Origin of the sequence: Haladaptatus salinisoli, from assembly GCF_020614375.1 — an archaeon.
Lineage (GTDB): Archaea > Halobacteriota > Halobacteria > Halobacteriales > Haladaptataceae > Haladaptatus > Haladaptatus salinisoli.
Window position 1 is genome coordinate 333618 of sequence record NZ_CP085329.1, and the last position, 19404, is coordinate 353021.

Genomic DNA, 19404 nt, shown 5'->3' on the forward strand with positions numbered 1-19404 from the left:
GCTCTCCATCGCGCTAAAGGTCGAATCATCAAAATGATCGTGGCGGAATCAGCAGTGCTGAGCGAAAAACGATAATCCTCAGTCTTGAAATTCAATACCTTGTGTCTTGGCGTCGTTTGCGGCGAAGGTAAGTAATCGAGTTCCTTCGTCAATTAGAGCGGCACGATTTTGTTCGGACAAGGGTTCGAACGGGTCAATGAGCAAGGTGTTGTTGCCTCTCTGGTGACGAACGTTCCAGAATCCGGCTACGAAACCATCGACGAGGACGGCTCCTCTCGCGTAGGATTCGTCCATCACCCGCTGGTAATGCTCGGGTGGAATAATTCGCGAGCGGTCGTCGTGGGAAAGCAGCACGTTGTCGAACTCCGGGAGAAACCGGGGCGGAGCGTCGGTATCTCGATCGGGCAACGCTGCCTCGGGGAGGTCGAACAATTCCCTCCCGTTTTCGTCAACGAACGTTCGCAAGTCGGGTCGGAGTCGTTCGAACACGCTGCGCAAACCCGTGAGTCCCGACCACGTCCGTGCATCGGCGACAGTGGCCGGACCGAACGCAGCAAGGTACCGACGGATCACGTCCGCAATCTCGTCGAATTCGGGGTCCGAATCCACGCTCTCGCCGAGCCAGTTCTCGGCCGTCGTCATTGCGACCGGACCGCTCTCCCCCCAGATGCCACGGGGTGGAACGTACACCAGCGGCAGCAGGGTCCGGACGGCATAGGCTAACGTCGCGGCGTCGTGGTCCGGCCACCGTGGCTCCAGTAAATCGCGCAATTCGGCTTGGGTTCGAGGCTCGGACTCCAGAAGAGTCCGTCCAGTAGCCAAGACGGCAGGTACATCCGCATCATCGAGGAACTCCCGACGCGTGGTGTGATTGTTCACGCTGCGTTCGAGAACTGGTTGCACGACGGGACGCAGTCTCAAATAATCGCGTGCAGTGTGTAGATGGATAGTCGCGCGCATCATCGACGCACGCACTGCCTGTCGGTCGGTAATCAACTCGGCTAACTCGGCGTGATGAAAATCGTTTAGTCTGCTCCACAACCCGATGTACGGGTCGTCGGGGTTCTGAGCCTGCATTCCGACGAGTCGCTCGATCGCCTCTGTGGCAGACAGTTTCCGGCGTCGGAGTAGCAGTTGGCGTTCCAGCAGGGCTCGGTTGAGCGCCCGCCGGTCAAGGACGTCCGCCGTCATCGGTACTCTAAGCGGTTGTCTAGGTCGTCAAGTTCACTCTCGAGAATGTCGATGCTGAACGGATGGATGTTGGTACTACTCATTTATTTCAACCTACCGTGGTCCGGCTTCGGTCAGTTTCCGGCCTCTCCGAATAGACGACGCTACGGATTCGAAATTCGAGTACAGTCGGAACGATCTCGGTCTGTCTGGCATGTTCGGTGGGTCGCATGTACAAGGTCTACTACGGGAGGAGAACGCTTAGCGATTCGCGTGGATGCCAGTCGAGGGAAACGCTGGCCGTCCGGAGTGGAAGTGAGGAGAGCGGAGAGCCGAGAACACGAGACTTATGCCGATCCATCCGGGATGTCTGTCTTGATGGACGATGGATGAATAGATCCGAAGCCCCTCCGCGGAACGACCACGGCGAACCGATTTGTGGGCGGCCGCGTCGAGACGAGTCCGGGCCGTGTCAGCGTGTAGTTCCGGTACCGGGAATGGCATGTCCGCATCACTGTCCGGAGTCGTGAAAGAAACACGGCAAAGGCAAAGCAATGAGCACAACACTCCACATCCGGGTTGAATCGACTGACGACTTTCACGAGGACACGCTGACCGAAATCGAAGCACTGGAACGGGGCGAAGAACCGGAGGAGCGCAACGTCCTCAGTCTTCGGGACGAGGCGGACCTTCAGCGATTATTCGGCGAGAAGAACCTCGAGCTGTTGCGGACGATTCGCCGGCACAACCCGACGAGTATGCGAGAAGCTGCGCGGTTGGTCGAGCGCGACATCAAGGACGTCAGTCGCAATCTGAACGAGCTGACGGAACTGAATGTCCTCGAGTTCGTTCAGGAGGGCCGGTCGAAGCGCCCTGTCGTCAACTATGATGAGTTCGACATCCACGTGAGGCTAAAATAGCATGAGCGAAGACGCTGCGATACTCGCGCGTATCGTTGAGTACAACACTGGCGGACGGAACAAGGAGACTATCGACCGCAGCCACATCGGCACTCTCGATATCACGTGTGAACGCCATCAGTTCTCGACTTCCTCATCCGCGGACTCCTCGTCACTCTCCGGGTTGGCGAACGCGATCAACTGGTTATCTTGACGGAGCCAGCGCAGCGGACCCGACTTCCCGCTTTCGAGGATATCATGGACGTCGAGCTCGGCCGCGATGCGACCTGCATTGAACCGAGCTCGCCGACCACGAGCGCCTGCGAGGTGGGTAGCGACGCTGTTGCGCTGTTCCGTGCGCGACTTCTCGCTCGGCGTCGAGACCGGTAACCGCATACGCATCACGGCCGGCCCCCACGAATGCTCCTCACAGTGAGGGAGACCCGCTTTTAGTTTTTTCACCGCAGCCGGTGCTGACCGCCCCGCCGATCGCACGCTCGACCGAAAGAGTTCAATCTAGTAGCGCTGTCAAAAAGATTTTTAAGGTGGGTTTGGGTTGGTGTGCCCATGGCAGAGGATGACAGCCAAGTCGAGCGGCGGAAATTTCTAAAAGCGGCGACTGCAGGAGGTGTCGCGGGTATGACGGCTTTAGCAGGTTGTTCTGGTGGCAATTCTAATAACAAAAAAGACGGCAAGAACGGCAATGCAAGCGCAGGCAAGGGCCTCTCGACCTACACCTACGTTAACAACGCCAAAAGCTACAACCCACCGAGACACGACGCGATAAATATCATCGCGGAACAGTTCAAGAACCTCGGACTGGACATGAACGTCGACGTGCTCGAATGGGGTACCTTGTACAGCCGAGTGTCCGAAGAGTACAACTACAGTTTCGCAACGTGGCACACGTTCTTCGTCTCGGAACCGGTGACGGAGCTGAACACTCTTTTCAACTCTAAAAACACCGGTCCGGGGCAGGGTAACTACTCCGGCTACAAGAACCCTGATCTCGACAAGAAAATGAAGAACTATCTGGCCGAGCCGAATTCCGACAAGCGAGTCGACCTGGCCCATCAGATACAGAAGACACTGATGGACGAAGTGCCGATGATGCCGATCACGCAAATGCCGCAGGCGGCCATCTACAACAAAAACCAGGTGGGCAACTGGCAAGCGGACCTCGCAAACGGGTTCAACTCCTACTGGACGATGATAAACCTGGAGATGAAGGGCGGCGAGGACACCCTCAAGGGCTATTGGCCCGAGACGCTCTCGACGATGAACGTGCTCGGTCACAACGGCGAGAGCAAGCACGTCTACCAGTTCAACATGATGTACGACTTCCTGGTTCAGCTCAATAACAAAGCCGAACCAGACCCCAAGGTCAGCCTCGCCACGGACTGGAACCGGGTCGATGAAACCACGATGGAATACACCATCCGTACCGACCACTCGTGGCACGACGGCAAGGACCTCACCGCCAAGGACGTCGCGTTCACGTACAACTACATCATCGAGAACGAGGTACCGCTGTACTCGACGCAGATAGAGTACCTCAAGAGCGCCGAAGCCGTCGACGAGTCGACGGTACGAATCAAGATGTCCAAACCGCTGGGACCGTTCAACCTCGCAGTCGCGAACCTCATTCCCATCATCCCCGAGCACAAATGGGCCGACAGGAAAAATCCGAGTAAGGCAAACATCCAGAAACCGGTCGGTAGCGGTCCCATGATGTTCGACTACTGGGAGAAGGGTAGCGAGTTTGGAATGAAGAAGTTCGACAAGCACTTCGCCCCCGTTTCCTTCAAAAAGCGGTTCTGGCGCGTCATCCCCGAATCGTCGACAGTGTGGGAGAACCTCAGGAACGGCGACCTCAATTACGAGCCGTTCGGTCGCATCGACCGCAGTCTCGACCAGAACCAAAATCACAAGAACATCGGCACGAAGTTCCAGACCGCGCCGACGTTTTGGATGTTCACACCGAACGAGCGTCAAAAGGGCCTCGACGATGTACAGTTGCGGAAGGCGCTCGTCGAGACCATCCCTCGGACGCCCATCGTCGAATCGGTCCTGTACGGCTTCCCGAAGCCCGGCAGCAACGTCATCTCGTCGGCGTTCGGGAAACTCCACACCGATGACGTGACCGAGTACAAGGAGAGTAAAAAAGCCGCCCGAAGTCGACTCAAGGAGGCTGGCTACACGTGGGATGACAACGACATGCTTCAAGCGCCGAGCGGTAACTAAGCTGGACGAACCGACTTCGGTTCGTGATCTCACTTAAATAAAACGGAAAACTAATATAATACAATATCATGGGAAAAGCGAGTTTCGTTATCAGACGCACGCTTCAACTCGTCGTGACACTCTGGGCGGTCGGGACGGTGCTATTCGGCCTGTTTCGACTCATGCCAGGTGACCCGACCTCGTACGTGGTTTCCTCACAAATGACGCCGGAAGCGCGTCGAAAGATTATCGCAAGCTACGGCCTCGACCAACCGCTCCACATTCAGTACATCAAGTTCCTCGAGAATCTGATACAGCTGAATTTCGGTCAATCATTCCACTCGGATCGACCAGTCACGGACGTCATCGCGACGTACCTACCGAACACGCTCGTGCTCATGCTGACGGCGTTCATCATGGCTTACGCTATCGGTATCACGCTCGGTATCTTATCGGGGTGGTACCGCGGCTCCCGGTTCGAGAAAAATGCGGTCATCGTCGCACTGACCGCTCGGAGCGTTCCGACGTTCTACGTCGGCCTTATCGTCCTGTGGATTTTCGGCGCAGGCCTCGGCGTCATCCCGATGAGTGGGATGACCAGTCTGGGATCGCAAAGCACGGGATTCTGGCAGATGGTGTTCTCCCTGGATTTCCTGCATCACCTCCTCGCTCCGGCGCTGGTGCTGGGATTCTATTTCATGGGTTACCCGCTGCTCATCATGCGTTCCAGTATGCTCGAAGTGCTCTCGGAGGACTTTATCGATGTCTGCCGCGCGAAAGGCCTGAAAGAGCGGACCATAATGTTCAAACACGCCGCACGGAACGCGCTGCTGCCCATCGTCACCGCAGCGGCTATCGCCCTCGGTTATGCCGTCGGCGGGAGCGTCCTCATCGAGACGGTGTTCGCGTGGCCCGGTCTCGGTCGGGAAATGGTGCGAGCGGTGCTCCGGCGGGACTTCCCCGTCGCACAGGGGACGTTCATAGTCCTCGCTGCAACCATCATCACTCTGAACTTCATCGCCGATTTGGCGTACGGATATCTCGATCCGCGAGTAACCTACGATTAGAACGATGGCACAAAAAGAACAAACCAGTCGGTCGATATTCACCGACCTCGACGACAAGTCGTCAGATCACGAGATCAACAAGTGGCAACGAACGGCCCGTCTCTGGCGCGAGACGCTTCGCGACCACTGGGGAAAATTGACCAGTGAACTCTCGGTCAAGCTCTCGCTGATAACCGTGGCAGGGTTCGTACTCGTTGCCATATTCGCGCCGTACATCGCGACCCATCAACCCCTTCAGCGCCAGTATCAGAGTGACGCCGAGATAATCATCCAAAAGTGGGCACAACCGTCGCTCCTCGGCGCCGACAATTCCTACATCCTCGGGACGACCGCAGAGGGGTTCGACATCTTCAGCCAACTCGTGTACGGTACGCGTGCGGCGCTGATGGTCGGGCTCATCGCAGCGGTGTTCACCGCCGGAATAGGGACGCTCGTCGGTCTTGTCGCGGGCTACTACGGCGGGAAAGTCGACGACGCGCTCATGCGGCTGGTCGACTTTCTGTACGGAATGCCGTTGTTGCCGACCGTCATCGTCCTCGTCGCAGTGCTGGGGCCGAGTCTCTGGAACATCATCCTCGCGTTGATCATCCTCCAGTGGCGTTCGACCGCCCGTGTTATTCGATCGCAGGCGCTCTCGCTCCGCGAGCGGCCGTTCGTGAAGGCCGCGGAGGTCGCGGGTGCGGGCGACTGGCATATCATCAGTAGACATCTCGCCCCCAACGTCCTGCCGCTAACATTCCTGTACGGTTCGTTCGGCATCGCGTGGGCGATCTTGGCCGAGGCGGGCGTCTCGTTCATCGGTCTCGGCGATCCGAACACCGTCTCGTGGGGTACGATGCTCCAGGCATCGCGAGCGTACTCGGCGCTCCAGTTCGGTGCGTGGTGGTGGTTCGTACCGCCGGGCATCTGTATCGGACTACTCGTGATTAGCGGCTTCCTCATCGGCCGCGGCTACGAAGAGATAACTAACCCCAAGTTGCAATGAGTCTACTCAAAGTCAAAGACCTCGAAGTCTACTACGAAACCGAAGACGGTCCTGCACAGGCGGTCGACGGTGTGTCGTTCGAACTCGAAGAGGGAGAGAACCTCGGCATCGTCGGCGAGTCGGGATGCGGGAAGACCACACTCGCGAAGGCGATAATCGGCATCCTCCCCGACGCTGGATACGTCAACCGCGGCAGCATCGAGTTCAAGGGCGACGATCTCACCGAAATGATAGGCCCCGAGCGCCGCCGCCTCAAGTGGGAAGAGATATCGATGATCGCCCAGTCGGCGATGAACTCGTTGGACCCGGTATACACCATCCGCGAACAGATAGTCGAGGCGGTCGAGACTCATCGACCGGGCACGGGACGCGTTGAGGCCGACGAGATGGTGACTGAGATGTTCGAACTCGTAGGACTGGACCCGGATCGGGCCGACGATTATCCCCATCAGTTCTCCGGCGGGATGCGTCAGCGCGCCATGATCGCGATGGCGCTCGTGCTCGAACCGTCGCTGATGTTGGCCGATGAGCCGACCACGGCGCTGGATGTCATCATGCAGGATCAGATCCTCAAACGCATCAGCTCGATTCAACAGGAGGTCAACTCCTCGATGCTGGTCATCACCCACGACGTGAGCGTTGTCGCCGAGACGTGCGACCGTGTCCTCGTGATGTACGCCGGGAAAGTGGCGGAAGAGGGGCCGGTCGAAGAGATATTCGATCAACCGTATCACCCCTACACTATCGGCCTGAAGCGGGCGTTCCCGAACATCCGGATGACGGACCAGGACCTACTGTCCATAGCGGGGTATCCACCCGAACTGGTGGACCCGCCTCAGGGCTGTCGCTTCGCCGAGCGATGTCCGATGGCAACCGACCGGTGTCGCGAGGAGGAACCCGAAGCACAGTACATCAACAGTCTGCGATCGTACTGCCACTACGCCGACGAGATCGACGTGGAGCTACGGCCGTACGCCGACGACGCAGGAACGTGGGACCGGACTGTTGCAGCCCAAGACGTCGGAGGTGACTGAGATGAGCGACGTACTCCTCAAAGTCGACGATCTCAAGAAACACTTCAAGGTCGATCAGGGGTGGATAGCAAGTCTGATGCAGTCGGTCTCCGGTGAGGAACCGGAGTACGTCCACGCCGTCGACGGCGTCAGTTTCGACCTTCACGCGGGCGAAACGCTCGGACTGGCGGGCGAGTCCGGCTGCGGCAAGACCACGACGGGGATGTCGTTGGTAAAGCTCCACGAACCGACCGCCGGTGAAATCATCTACAACGACAAGGAGCTTTCGAAGGCCAGCGACGACGAACTCGAAGAGTTCCGGCAGAACGCCCAGATGATATTCCAGGACCCGTTCGAGAGCCTGAATCCTCGGATGACGGTGTACGACACCGTTGCCGAACCGCTCCGCATCCACGACATCCGCAACGAGACTGCGCGGGTCCAGCGCGCGCTAGAATTCGCGGAACTCCTCCCGGCCGAGCAGTACTTCGATCAGTACCCCCACGAGCTGTCCGGGGGTCAGCGCCAACGCGTCGCCATCGCGCGCGCCCTCGTGCTCGATCCCGATTTTATCGTCGCGGACGAACCGGTGTCGATGCTCGACGTTAGTCTCCGGGCCGGAGTTCTGTCGCTGCTGGATCGGATGACCGACGAGTTCGGACTTTCGGTCGTCTACATCAGTCACGACCTCTCGTTGCTCCGGCACATGTGCGACCGCCTCGCGATCATGTACATGGGCAAAATCGTCGAGAAGGGACCGACGGACCAGGTAATCGAGAATCCACAGCATCCCTACACTCAGGCGCTCATCAACGCGGTTCCCGTCCCCGACCCGGGCGTGGGACGTGAGCGAGTCGAACTACAGGGTGAAGTGGGCGACGTCATCGACATCCCGACCGGCTGTCGGTTCAAGGCTCGTTGTCCGAAGTACATCGGCGACGTCTGTGACAAAGTCACCCCGCCGCTGGAACAGAAGGCGGACGTCGACGGAGAGCAGGACATCGCCTGCCACCTCTACGAGAGCGCGGAGGGGTACAACCCCTACGAGGAGTTAGCGGGTGAACGTCGAGAGGACGGAGTCGCCGCGAGCGACGATACCGAGTCGGCACCGGCGGACGACTGACCTATTCATTTCGTCTCGCTCACCGGGCACCGCTGCGAACCCAATCAGTCTCGGTGCTCTCGTAGCAGCGGTTCGTCGTCCGGTACGGCCATATCGAGGAGCGGATCGTTTTCGTACACTGCCACGCGCTCGTAACGGCTGAGGACGTACCCCGAGTGATCCGCGTTCACTCGGGTCTTCGTCTCCCCGTGGGGTGTGACAATATCCGCAACTACCTGTCCCGATTGGACCCACTCTCCCTCTTGCACCCTATATTGAACGATTCCAGCGGTGTCCGCGTGTGGGTGGACGAGCCGTTTGAGGTCGATCTCGGCGGACAGCTCGAACTCCACCGGGAACGACGCCGATTCGGTGACCATCCCGGAGGCGTGGAGCACGTTGTACAACCCGACGATAGCAGCCTCACAGACGTCCTGTTCCACGACGAACCGACCGCCGAGTTCCGGAGTGAACGCCGGAATCCCGTCTGCGACGGCTGTCCCGGTCAACGTGTGCTTGAGCGACCGTCGCTCGGTTTCCTCGTGACTGAACTGGTTGACCACGGGGAGGCCGAACGCGTCGGCGAGTTCGGTGATACGGTCGCGTAACTCGACGGCTTCGGCTTTCTCTCGATTTTCCCCGTAGCTCACGCGCGGTCGAATCGTGTACGGGTACGTCGCGATCCAAGACGTGTGAAGCGAGATGACCACATCCGCGCTCGCGCTGATCTCCTCGTACAGCCGCTCGCAGATCAACTGCTGAACGCTCGGTGGCGTCTCGCCGTCTCCGCGCTCGAAGCCGAAGTACCGATTCGGGTCGTCACCGTGATAGTACGACGTTCGGGCATTCGTTCGGAGTCCAGACGGGTTCATCACCGGAACGCAGACGACGGTTCCCCGGAGCGGTTCGTCCTGAATTCGGGCCACAAACTCGTGTATCGCCTCCATTCCGGTCGGCTCGTCGCCGTGAATCGTTCCGGTCACCCATACCGTCGGCCCGGGTTTTTCTCCTTCGACGATAACGACGGGAATGTGTTCGGGCTGCCCCGTCGGCAAATCAGTGACGGACAGATAGCCCGTAGAAACCTCGCCGGGGTCCGACTCTGCAGTTCCAAGCTTCATGGGTCTTTCCGGCGACTATCCGTGTAAGTCGATGTTTCCGGCGTGCGTCGCGGTCCGATGTTCGGACCGGGTGATCCGGCCGATGCGACGGGAGCAATCCGCCCTTCGTGATCGATTTTCCGTCGGGTAGCGAGGCGAACTCGCGGCCGTTCTACAGCATCCCGACAAAACGTAGCTGGTCGTGAATTGGTCATTTTCGTTAGTCAGTCGGTTGGTTGGCGCCTCCCGTTGGTTATCGAGACGCTGGCGATCCTGATAATTGAGACCTCCGTAGAGGTGGATCGTAAATCCATCGGGAATTCCGTCGTCGACGACACGTTCGTCGGGTGGAAGCATTTCCGGGAAGCTCCGTTCGCTGCGTATCGTCACCGACAGCGAGTTCCGTAGTCTCCGCCTAATTCCTCCCCGCGGCTTACTCTCGAGTGCGAAGCCTCGTTCGGAGGCGAACGCTGGGCGCGGTCACCGCGTACGGAATCTGTGTTTTGTGTTTCTTATCGACGCCCGTGACAGTTCCGCGAACACGTCCGATGGCGGTTACCTTGCGGAGCGTCGAGGGGTCGTACGCTAGCGATAGCCCTTCGATGCGGCCGGCGCGTTCGCTGTTCCGAAGTCGGTAGCCCTCTGCGATGGGGAACTCGGCGCAGCCTCGGTCGGTTCGATCATCGACCTTTCGGTCGATATCTCTCGCGTAGAGGGCACTGGCGGGCATGACGCCCGACCGCTGGACGCGTTCAAACTCGTCGCGAAGCCACGGTTCGTCAAATCGCTCGACGAGTACGTCGGCCTCGTCGCGGAGGGCCGCCCGGCCGGTGTCGCCGGGTTCGACCTCTAGATGGCGGGCATGGATTCGCGGTGGCTGCCCGAAGCCGATACTGTGGACGGCGTTCCCGGCGGGGGACTCGTCCGCTTCGATTCCGGTGACGGTGTTGTGGAGGTATCTCGTCACGGTTCCGTTCTCGACTAGTTGCACCGGTGTCGTCGGTCGGAGTTCGGCGTCATAGCTGCGAGCGGCCCACGAGCCGGCGTGAACGGTATCTTCTATCGACAGCGACTCGGGACCGAGTTCGTCGCCGATGTCGTACGGACTTAATCCCATATCAACCGTGTCCGCTTCGAGATATCGCGAGACGAACGCGAACAACTGCCCGGCCGCCCGCGGACTTAGAACGACGGTCGTCTCGCCGGTCGGCGCGTCGGCCGTCGCCGCTCGCGTCAACGTCCGAGCGTCGGCGGCTGCGGACTCGAACGTGTCTGGGAGCTCGTCGAGGAACGCTGCGCCTCGGGTGGACCCGGCGTGGCGTCGAATGGTCGGCCCGTTCCGGACTGCGAAGGTGAACGCCACGCTCGCGCGGTCCAGCGTCGTTCGAACGGTGCTTCCGGTCGTCGTCGCCGCGGTTTCCTCGATGTGCGCGTCGGCGTAGTTGACCCACCGTCGTTCGAGATCGATATCTGCCGCCGCCGTGAGACCTGCTTCAATGGTCGAACGTTTCGTTTCTAGCGGTACCTCGTCGATTCGATCGCTCGCCCAACCGTCGTGGACGGCTCTGTGGGTGGTGAGCTGGTCAAATCGGGCGGGGTCAGCCTGCGCCAGGAACTTGCCGCCGCGAACCGCTCTGTCCGCTACGTCGGCTAACGCCTCCTCGTTTAAATTCGTCGTGTATCGATAGTCGGCAGCGCCGTTGGCGAAGACGCGACACCAGAGGCCCGTCTCGTCGAACACGAGTTCGTCTCGTGGACCGTCCTCGGTCACGACGATGTCCGTCTTCGTCTGCGAGACGGCACCCGCCTCGGCGTACGCGACATCGTCATCGTCCTCGAAGCGGTCGAGCAACCATTCCATCGCCGCTATCGGGTCGTCGTTCTCAGTCATGCGAAAGGATACCAATCAATGAGGTATGAAACCACCGGAGGCCGACCGGGTTTATCGTTGCTCGAACGAGAGAACGCACGGAGGTCGGCTCGACTATCGGCGATTCTTTCGCTGCTGTGCCTCTGCTTCCGCCTCGTACGACTCGGCGATGACGGTATCCTGCAGTTTCTGTCGATACTCCCATCCACCAGCCAACAAGATGAGGAGCCCTAGTAACGCGCCGCGTAACGGAGCCCCCGCGAACGAGAAGTAGGAGAATGCGACAACGGCGAATGCCACGGAGAGCCCGAAACCGATCGTCGCCCATCCGTTCCGTCGCAGCCGAAAGTTTGGCATGTTTTTACGTATCGGGAGCGACCGTATCAACCTTCGGGAAGTCGGTGTCGAACGGTAGGAGTCGATTTATCTCTCCCGGTAATCTCAGTCAATTCCGGATCAGACAGGGGTCCATGTTGATGAAGCATATTGATGAGTTCACGCAACTCCTCGTTCCGAAACGTAGCGGCAAGCGATCGTATTGACCATAGTTCCCCGCCACGAAGCATCGATTTGATCCCCGTAGTGATTGCGTAGCGAGATACCTGTCTGCGGTGAGAGTATGAAGATGATGCTGCACCTGTGACCGTTGAGTCAGGGTATGATCACGACCTTACTATCAAAGAGGCAAACTACTCTAAAGAAGAAGTCGAAGAAGAAAGGCAACGAGTTCAAACAGAGATTGCCGAATGAAAGACAGAGTTATGGTAAGGAAGATAACTACTCACCAGAATTGACTAAAGATTCATAAATAAAAACGTGGGCGTATTTATCACCTCCGGCGATTAAGGGTCTTAAGAAGTTCACATGTGAATACGAGGCCATAAGGTATCCAAACAAATAGAGGATCGCAGGATACTGACATGGCCCATACAGAATCAAAAGGTTTATATTTTTCAATTGGTATTTATGCCTCAAACAAGGAGTTAAAAGTGTTATGAGGAATGGATACTGATTCCATATCTCAAGATACAGAAATTAGATTAATGATGTACCTGACACACATCTACCACCATATAAACGCAATAAGAATTGATAGATTGAGAAGTGCGATAATAGATCGTTTCATTGTGAAGGGTATTTTGAGTCGATCTACTCTACCTCAAATCTTGGTTCCCTTTAATGGGAGCGTGAGTAAATGATGTCATTTGATAAAGATATATGCATGCTATTCCAAGGTAAACATGCTCATCCAGCACATCGCGTCTTCGGTGATTCTGTTGGGGCCGAGTACATTCACTTTGAGACGGGAGATACTCCAACGACAGACAAGGAAGGTAACTATCTCTGCCAAGATCAACATTCAATTCAAGCCCGCGTTAGAGCTGGACGATCAATTTCCGAGAAGTATGATGTTGTAATTGCAGAAGGAACGGCACCAATACAGACGCTTCTCGTGTATGCCACGGCCACCAATCCCGATGTAAAGGCACTCTACTTAGCTGCTGATGAGACGTTCTATACGCTCTCGGAACGAAAGTCAAAGTATCTATGGTATGGCCTGAAACCCGTCGCTTATCGCCTTCTCGATGGCTGTATCGCGGTTGGTCAGGACGTGTACGACTGGGCCACGCCGTATTTAGGTAATCTTCCAGTTGGAATTGTCCACCCTCCAATCGCAGATTCAAAATATTCCTCGCTCGCCAAACTGAAACCACGATCACAACAAAAAGACTTCGTGGTTTTGTCAGCAGGAAGTGCACAAGAATCAAAAAATCAGCTGATGCTAGCAACAGTAACTGAACGACTTCGTGAGAAGTTTGGTGACCACATTCGAACAGTGTTCCTCGGAAATGGTCATACGGAACAACCGTATGCTACGCAGCCGGGGATTGAAACACCTGGATTTGTACCGCTAGCTGAGTTTGTTGATTGGTTTGAGCGCGCGAGCGTTTACGTACAGCCTTCAATCGGTGACTCATTCCCTGTGGGCAGTCTCGAAGGAATGCTCTCGGGAACACCAACCGTCGTCACAACAAGCGTTGGAACCCGTCAATTTCTTCCAGCCGATCAAATTGCAGAGCCAACCGTCGACAGCCTAACCGAGCGATTATCATTTCTCTACGAACTCGGGGTTGAGGAGCGCGTTGAGCGGGGGACTGCTGGGCGCGAGCGTGTTTTTGGACTCCGAGAGTCCACCCAACAACGCCATTTCCATGCAGCTGTTTCGGAGCTGATTGCCTGATGTCGGATCCCCACTTTGTCGTGCTTTGTCTCGACACAGTTCGCAAGGACTACTACGATCAGTTTGCACCGCGACTTCGAGAGCGGGCGACACTCAAATTTGAAGAAATGCGGGCGGCGTCATCTTGGAGCGTTCCAAGTCACGCAGCGATGGTTACTGGGTTACTTCCATCTCAATCCGGTGTCCATGCATACAATCGGGACTTTAGTACACTCGATTCTCGCGATACTTGGTTTGCTAATTGGGAGGGCTATCACTCATGCTGTATCTCAGCAAATATCTACGCCAGCTCCACTTTCGGTTTTGATACCCTCTTTGATGATTGTCTTGCGATATCACCCTCACGGCGCTTCCCAAAGGGTATCAATATCAATTCATATATTCAAAACCGTGGTACAGAGGATGGTATTCTCAGCTTCATCCATCAAGCCGCTAAACATGAGTATCCAATACATTCGCTTGCAAATGGCGGACTATTTAAGTTCCAAAACTGGGCTCAGCGACTCCCTATTCTGAATCCCTTTGATTACGGGGCAAAGAGTATCACACGTGCGATTAAGAGCAAACTTACAGAGGCTACAAAGCCTACATTCCTGTTCGCAAATTTCATGGATGCTCACGGCCCGCATTCACCATTTCTCGGCCTTGATCGTGACCTTTACGACTGTCCGCCCTCGTTCACCTCTCTTGATTTCAACGACTGGGATGTGAATACGGCTGAGAAAGAAGGGAATTATGCAAAAGAGATTAACTACGTTCGGCAGCTGTACGCGGCTGAAATTGCCTATCTTGATCAAATTATTTCAGACCTGATGGATTCACTTACTAAGTCGCTTGATCGAGATATCATGTTCGTCATTACCGCTGATCATGGCGAAAATCTGGGATATTCCGAAGATGAGTTTCTTATTAACCATTTTAGCAGTCTATCGGAGGCACTTTTACACGTCCCATTTGATGTTTATTCAACGAATCATACCGGTATCGTCGAAGATTATACCACGCACTTGGATCTAGGGGAAATTGCGACGAATCTTCGGGAGGAGGCGTCGATGGAGGCATACACTCGATCAACTATACCAGCTGAAATAGCTGGGTGTGGTAGTAAGATCCCCGACGAAACCTCGGATTATTGGGATCGAGCACAACGCGCCGTCTATCGAGATGGTCGGAAATACGTATGCGATGAGTATGGAGAAACGAACGTCTACGATGTCGTTGGTGACCCTAGTATCCAATATCCACTTTCGGACGAGAATGTTCCAGATGATCTCTTTGATGAAGTGTTTGATGTATCGTTTGAGGAACTTGCTCACCGAGCAAACGCCGGAAGTACTACTCATGCAATTGCTGCCAGTACCAAAAGTCGTTTGCAGGAATTAGGATATCTATCATGAACAAAGTAACCATTGATATTGGCTGTGGGGATAATCCTCGAGATGGAGCGATCGGGGTTGATATCCGACCCTATGAGAGCTGTGATATTCAGGCCGATGTCTGTAACCTCCCATTTGAAAATGAATCTGCCAATCAAATCTATGCATCACAGTTACTTGAGCATCTTAACGGAGAAGAACAATTACCTAGGGCGTTTAAAGAAATTTCCCGAGTGTTGGAACCCAATGGTGAATTCATTTTTGACGTACCGTTTGGGCGGACGTGGCAGGCCGATCCGACACACCAGACGCAATGGTATTTCAAAACAATACTCTATTTCCTTCCGAGAGATGAAGTAGCACGACTAGGGTGGGATCCCACTATATTTCCGGACTATTATGAAAGCGATGAAATCTCGCTAGAACTCGTTGAGAGGGATGCCGTTGCCTGGCTTGACGTTGACTGGCTACCTCTTCGGGCGTTTTCATTCCTTGTTCGACAAGCGAGTAAAATCATCACAACCGACAGATGGGATGGACTCCCATTAGGTGGCGGAAATCTAACTTTCCGCCTCAGGAAGCGAACGGAGGTGGTGGAATGACAAAGTTGTCTCTATGGGATCTTGTTCGAATGTTTCGGTCAATAACCCGCTGTAAAAGATGTGGATATCGGTCGACAGATCAGGATGCTTGCCCAAAGTGTCTCTCGACGCGCAGCAATGAGTAACGCCGCAAACATTAGCCTCGGCCGGGAAACGTTGTCTGGGACGGTTGCGAAGATTGTTATGGCTCTTGCAGGCTTTGTTGGGTCAATCGTATTTGCACGCGTACTCGGTCCAACGATGTTCGGTGGCGTCTATCTCTTACTTGGGCTTGTCCGAATTGTTGATCGACCAATGTCGGGTTGGGCAGCTGCCGGAAAGAAACGTCTTTCTGAATCAGATAACCTACGCAATGAAGCCCTCGGTGCAAATCTTTTGTTTAATACACTATGGATTATAGTGGTCACGATCGGCATTCTTCTATTCGCAAAATCATTGCGTGAGTATACCGGATTACTGGCCGCACCATTACTTTTAATTTTATTACTTTCGAGTGAATCTGTCTTTATTACTCTTGAACGATTAGTGCAAGCACGAGGACGAATTTCCACAGCCGTCTGGTTAGATACTGTACGTTCATATCTCACACTCGGTCTACAACTCTTACTTGTTATTGCTGGCTTAGGTGCTGTCGGTATGATTGTTGGTTTAGCTGGTGCGTCATTGGCAACGCTACCGATCGTAGTGTTCTATCTTAGTGCACGACCAAGGACACCCTCTAAGGAATTACTTCGGAGGTATTGGAGGTTTGCAAAGTACAGTATCCCATCAGACGCCCTCGGAACAATATACGACCGTCTCGATATTCTCTTACTTGGAGCAGTATTAACACCTACAGTGGCCGGTTACTATGAAGCAGCGTTCAAACTCACGATTCCGGCTATCTTCATAGCAGAGGTGGCTGGAAGTGGTCTCATGGCAAAAACATCTGCTATATCAGCTCGTGGCGGTAACATTCACCTTGATATCGAAAATACAATCTCATTCACTAGTCTCATTGCTATTCCCATATGCTTTGGCACGCTTGTGTTCGCCGACGAAATCATCGTTACAGCTTACGGAGGGGCATTTGCTGCGGCAGCTCCGTTGTTGATAGCGCTTGCTATTTATCGCGTCATTCGGACACAGAGCGGCCCTCTCCTTCAAGCAGTGAATGGACTTGACCGACCTGATATTTCGATGCGATTGTCTGCCATTGCAGTCGTTGTGAATATTGTCGGGGGTATAGGACTGATACTGTGGATTGGTCCTGTCGGCGTTGTCGTGTCAACAATTGCTGCTGAATCTATCCGGTATGTGGGAGCAGCGCTTCTGCTCAAGCAGGAACTCACGACAATAAACCTAATTCCACACTCCTTGCTTGAACAAGTTGGTGCAGGACTTGCAATGTTTATCATTGTAACCTCCATACAGAGTTTTATACAAATCAACTCATGGGTCTACCTCGCGTTGATCATCGGTCTTGGTGGTTTCACATACTTTCTATTCTTATTTGCTGTAAGCTCAAAGTTCCGTATGACATTACAAAGTGCAGTACCTTCCGTAAAGATAGTCTGATTATGATATACATCTACTAAATCCAGATAAGAACGCCCCCGACTGTCCATTTATCGTAAGGAGGCCAACGGGTACTCCCGCTCCGTTTGAGAACGGTGTTCGTCAGGGTCGCCCTATAAAGAGTATTTCAACCTCTTTTAGTACTTCGTAGAGGTCACGACCCAGATTCTGAGCACTATTCCGGAGCGAGTCGAAGACGCCTTTAGCCGAATTTTCAGGCGTCGTCCCGGCTTTCCCGGTTACACGTGAACCCGCCATCGTCGACGGTCACCGTATCAGTGAACGTCTCACCTGTATCCACTCCGATCACGTATGCCATGAGCCACCAACCGCGGTTCTCGTACGATAACTTGTACGGAAGATGCAAATGGCAAAATTATCGGTGCTCGTTACCATCCTCCGAGAAATTCCGTTGGCCGATTTAAATGGCCTCTCCTCTCCCAATTCGGTCATCTCATCAGTCGCAGATGAGTTTTGAAACATTGGTCAGAATAGTTTTTCCACGTTCCGCTCTTTGTCTAATTGGGTCGGTGACGACCGACCTGGCCTCCACATCCCGGCTGTCACGCCGTCATCGGGATGTGAGGTACACCAGCTGAACAAGAGCGAACCGTCACCAGTTCGCAACGAGAACCTGTCATCCAGAATGCCCCAGTCGACACAGCCCAGCGCCACAATCCGAGTAAGGAGACTCGCCACGACTGGGGCATCGCGGATTTCGTAGTTACAGAAGTATAGAACGGTGGTTCACGCTGAGCGCCGTCAGAAACGGTCACCAACCGCGTCCGATGACGGTACGTTCTGCCCTACGACGTATTGATTACTGTTGCAAGGGGTGAGAAATGTCTTTCAGCGGCATCCCCCGCGTTTACAACGGCAGGCGGCTATGCCGGTCGTCGAGGCGGTCACCTTTGAAGGAACTTTAGCGCGTTCCGTGGTTCGTGCGGGGCTTTTCGTGAGGTTGTAGCCGATACTAGGGGGTGAGTATTGCCACGAATACCATTACCGACAAACATAAGCGTGGGGTTTGATATGCATAGGCACATGGTACAACAACAGCGTCGTTGGATCAATGGGAGGGGACAATGAGTACGCTCGACGTCGTACGGCGTGTGAGCGCTATCGCGAATCGCTACTTCGTCGTTTGGGTGCTCGTATTCTCCGGGCTTGCTCTCGCGGCTCCTACGGCGTTCACGTGGATTAGCCCCTATATCACACCGCTACTCGGCGTCATCATGCTTGGAATGGGGTTGACGCTCCAACCTGTCGACTTCCGTCGACTCGTCGAACGACCACGCGACGTATGCATCGGTGCCGTTACACAGTGGGTCGTCATGCCGACGGCAGCATATGCCATCACCGTCGCACTGGCTCTTCCTCCGGAACTTGCACTGGGCGTCGTCCTCGTTGGCGCTGCGCCAGGTGGCACTGCCTCAAACGTAATGACATACCTCGGCGATGGCGATGTCGCCCTCTCCGTGGCGATTACTACCGTGACGACGATCGCAGCACCGATCGTCATGCCCGCATGGGTCGTCTTCCTCGCTGGCGAACAGCTCGACGTCACCTTCGCGCAGCTATTTACGAGCATCGTGCAAGTCGTACTCGTTCCCGTTATCGCTGGCTTCGCACTCCGATACTTCCTCGACCGAAAGGCACCCGAGCTTGCTGAAGCGGGGCTTGACGTCTTCCCGGCAGTGAGCGTTATCGCCATCGTGGCGATCGTCGCGGCCGTCGTCGGGCTTAGTAAAGCGACGATCCTCACTGCCGGTGCGACCGCCATCGTCGCAGTCGTGGCGCACAACACAATCGGCCTCGGAGCAGGTTACAGCGTGGGTCGTTCAACCGGAATGTCCGAAGACCGTGTTCGTACCTGTGCGTTTGAGGTCGGCTTGCAGAACAGCGGCCTCGCTGTGGCGCTTGCGACATCCTTTTTCTCACCCGCTGTAGCCCTACCGCCAGCACTGTTCAGCATCTGGCACAATGTGAGTGGGCCTGCCTTGGCTTCCTACTTTGCTCGCGATGAGGAGTCCGTTTCGTCATCGTCCCCGGCGATACACGCGGATGATTGAACAGCCGCGCAACGAGTCGTAGCCTTCGAGGCTCGCTTCTGCCGGACGGCTGAATCGACTCTTCTCGTCGTACTTTCGAGCCGTGATCCTTAGAGAGGTCACGGCGAATTACGGCGAAAGCCCACG

Annotated in this window: 16 protein-coding genes; 11 read left to right on the forward strand and 5 right to left on the reverse strand. The window is 55.4% G+C overall.

The window, feature by feature from the left end:
- Positions 1 to 78 precede the first annotated feature (78 nt).
- Positions 79 to 1191, reverse strand: a complete 1113-nt coding sequence (locus LIX00_RS19500) for a winged helix DNA-binding domain-containing protein (RefSeq protein WP_227356222.1) — start codon at positions 1189 to 1191, stop codon at positions 79 to 81.
- 533 nt (positions 1192 to 1724) lie between these two features.
- On the opposite strand from LIX00_RS19500, the gene LIX00_RS19505 reads away from it, so the two are divergent.
- A complete protein-coding gene (locus LIX00_RS19505; RefSeq protein WP_227356223.1) occupies positions 1725 to 2090 on the forward strand; it encodes an HVO_A0114 family putative DNA-binding protein in 366 nt (121 codons plus the stop codon).
- A 117-nt stretch (positions 2091 to 2207) separates the two neighbouring features.
- Here LIX00_RS19505 and LIX00_RS19510 read toward each other — a convergent pair whose 3' ends face one another.
- Complete coding sequence (locus LIX00_RS19510) at positions 2208 to 2465, reverse strand: hypothetical protein (RefSeq protein WP_227356224.1); 258 nt, start codon at positions 2463 to 2465, stop codon at positions 2208 to 2210.
- Between the two features lie 171 nt (positions 2466 to 2636).
- Between LIX00_RS19510 and LIX00_RS19515 the strand changes: the two genes are divergently transcribed.
- From LIX00_RS19515 to LIX00_RS19535, 5 genes are all read left to right on the forward strand, one after another.
- On the forward strand, positions 2637 to 4313 hold the full coding sequence (locus LIX00_RS19515; RefSeq protein WP_227356225.1) for an ABC transporter substrate-binding protein: 1677 nt from the start codon (positions 2637 to 2639) through the stop codon (positions 4311 to 4313).
- A gap of 68 nt (positions 4314 to 4381) precedes the next feature.
- The gene (locus LIX00_RS19520) at positions 4382 to 5359 is read left to right on the forward strand and encodes an ABC transporter permease (RefSeq protein ID WP_227356226.1); all 978 of its coding nucleotides are present in this window, start codon (positions 4382 to 4384) and stop codon (positions 5357 to 5359) included.
- A gap of 4 nt (positions 5360 to 5363) precedes the next feature.
- Complete coding sequence (locus LIX00_RS19525; protein ID WP_227356227.1) at positions 5364 to 6344, forward strand: ABC transporter permease; 981 nt, start codon at positions 5364 to 5366, stop codon at positions 6342 to 6344.
- Positions 6341 to 7378, forward strand: a complete 1038-nt coding sequence (locus tag LIX00_RS19530; protein ID WP_227356228.1) for an ABC transporter ATP-binding protein — start codon at positions 6341 to 6343, stop codon at positions 7376 to 7378. Before LIX00_RS19525 ends, LIX00_RS19530 begins: the two co-directional genes overlap by 4 nt.
- A 1-nt stretch (position 7379) precedes the next feature.
- Complete coding sequence (locus tag LIX00_RS19535; protein WP_227356229.1) at positions 7380 to 8480, forward strand: ABC transporter ATP-binding protein; 1101 nt, start codon at positions 7380 to 7382, stop codon at positions 8478 to 8480.
- 44 nt (positions 8481 to 8524) lie between these two features.
- Here the strand turns inward: LIX00_RS19535 and LIX00_RS19540 are convergent, their stop codons facing one another.
- From LIX00_RS19540 to LIX00_RS19550, 3 genes are all read right to left on the reverse strand, one after another.
- Positions 8525 to 9580 (reverse strand): succinylglutamate desuccinylase/aspartoacylase family protein, encoded by a 1056-nt coding sequence (locus LIX00_RS19540; RefSeq protein ID WP_227356230.1) that lies wholly within the window; start codon positions 9578 to 9580, stop codon positions 8525 to 8527.
- 412 nt (positions 9581 to 9992) lie between these two features.
- Positions 9993 to 11450, reverse strand: coding sequence for a metallopeptidase TldD-related protein (locus LIX00_RS19545; RefSeq protein ID WP_227356231.1), 1458 nt, complete (start codon positions 11448 to 11450; stop codon positions 9993 to 9995).
- A gap of 93 nt (positions 11451 to 11543) precedes the next feature.
- Entirely contained in the window at positions 11544 to 11786 is a 243-nt protein-coding gene (locus LIX00_RS19550) for a hypothetical protein (protein WP_227356232.1), read from the reverse strand.
- 841 nt (positions 11787 to 12627) lie between these two features.
- Here LIX00_RS19550 and LIX00_RS19555 point away from each other — a divergent pair.
- The 5 genes from LIX00_RS19555 to LIX00_RS19575 all read left to right on the forward strand — a co-directional run bounded on the left by LIX00_RS19555 (position 12628) and on the right by LIX00_RS19575 (position 19278).
- Entirely contained in the window at positions 12628 to 13671 is a 1044-nt protein-coding gene (locus LIX00_RS19555) for a glycosyltransferase family 4 protein (protein WP_227356233.1), read from the forward strand.
- The gene (locus LIX00_RS19560; protein ID WP_227356234.1) at positions 13671 to 15068 is read left to right on the forward strand and encodes a sulfatase-like hydrolase/transferase; all 1398 of its coding nucleotides are present in this window, start codon (positions 13671 to 13673) and stop codon (positions 15066 to 15068) included. The genes LIX00_RS19555 and LIX00_RS19560 overlap by 1 nt, the downstream gene beginning before the upstream one ends.
- Positions 15065 to 15649 carry a class I SAM-dependent methyltransferase gene (locus tag LIX00_RS19565; protein ID WP_227356235.1) on the forward strand — a complete coding sequence of 195 codons (585 nt, stop codon included), beginning with the start codon at positions 15065 to 15067 and terminating at the stop codon, positions 15647 to 15649. Before LIX00_RS19560 ends, LIX00_RS19565 begins: the two co-directional genes overlap by 4 nt.
- Before the next feature lie 117 nt (positions 15650 to 15766).
- The gene (locus tag LIX00_RS19570) at positions 15767 to 17206 is read left to right on the forward strand and encodes an oligosaccharide flippase family protein (protein ID WP_227356236.1); all 1440 of its coding nucleotides are present in this window, start codon (positions 15767 to 15769) and stop codon (positions 17204 to 17206) included.
- A gap of 1085 nt (positions 17207 to 18291) precedes the next feature.
- Entirely contained in the window at positions 18292 to 19278 is a 987-nt protein-coding gene (locus tag LIX00_RS19575) for a bile acid:sodium symporter family protein (RefSeq protein WP_227356237.1), read from the forward strand.
- The last annotated feature ends 126 nt before the right edge of the window (positions 19279 to 19404 follow it).

Bases quoted from the DNA above. Each gene is read 5' to 3' on its own strand.
- LIX00_RS19550 (WP_227356232.1), bottom strand. From the start codon at position 11,786: ATGCCAAACTTTCGGCTGCGACGGAACGGATGGGCGACGATCGGTTTC.
- LIX00_RS19505 (WP_227356223.1), top strand. From the start codon at position 1,725: ATGAGCACAACACTCCACATCCGGGTTGAATCGACTGACGACTTTCAC.
- LIX00_RS19510 (WP_227356224.1), bottom strand. From the start codon at position 2,465: ATGCGGTTACCGGTCTCGACGCCGAGCGAGAAGTCGCGCACGGAACAG.
- LIX00_RS19500 (WP_227356222.1), bottom strand. From the start codon at position 1,191: ATGACGGCGGACGTCCTTGACCGGCGGGCGCTCAACCGAGCCCTGCTG.
- LIX00_RS19565 (WP_227356235.1), top strand. From the start codon at position 15,065: ATGAACAAAGTAACCATTGATATTGGCTGTGGGGATAATCCTCGAGAT.
- LIX00_RS19555 (WP_227356233.1), top strand. From the start codon at position 12,628: ATGTCATTTGATAAAGATATATGCATGCTATTCCAAGGTAAACATGCT.
- LIX00_RS19575 (WP_227356237.1), top strand. From the start codon at position 18,292: ATGAGTACGCTCGACGTCGTACGGCGTGTGAGCGCTATCGCGAATCGC.
- LIX00_RS19570 (WP_227356236.1), top strand. From the start codon at position 15,767: ATGAGTAACGCCGCAAACATTAGCCTCGGCCGGGAAACGTTGTCTGGG.
- LIX00_RS19525 (WP_227356227.1), top strand. From the start codon at position 5,364: ATGGCACAAAAAGAACAAACCAGTCGGTCGATATTCACCGACCTCGAC.
- LIX00_RS19520 (WP_227356226.1), top strand. From the start codon at position 4,382: ATGGGAAAAGCGAGTTTCGTTATCAGACGCACGCTTCAACTCGTCGTG.
- LIX00_RS19535 (WP_227356229.1), top strand. From the start codon at position 7,380: ATGAGCGACGTACTCCTCAAAGTCGACGATCTCAAGAAACACTTCAAG.
- LIX00_RS19540 (WP_227356230.1), bottom strand. From the start codon at position 9,580: ATGAAGCTTGGAACTGCAGAGTCGGACCCCGGCGAGGTTTCTACGGGC.
- LIX00_RS19545 (WP_227356231.1), bottom strand. From the start codon at position 11,450: ATGACTGAGAACGACGACCCGATAGCGGCGATGGAATGGTTGCTCGAC.
- LIX00_RS19530 (WP_227356228.1), top strand. From the start codon at position 6,341: ATGAGTCTACTCAAAGTCAAAGACCTCGAAGTCTACTACGAAACCGAA.
- LIX00_RS19515 (WP_227356225.1), top strand. From the start codon at position 2,637: ATGGCAGAGGATGACAGCCAAGTCGAGCGGCGGAAATTTCTAAAAGCG.
- LIX00_RS19560 (WP_227356234.1), top strand. From the start codon at position 13,671: ATGTCGGATCCCCACTTTGTCGTGCTTTGTCTCGACACAGTTCGCAAG.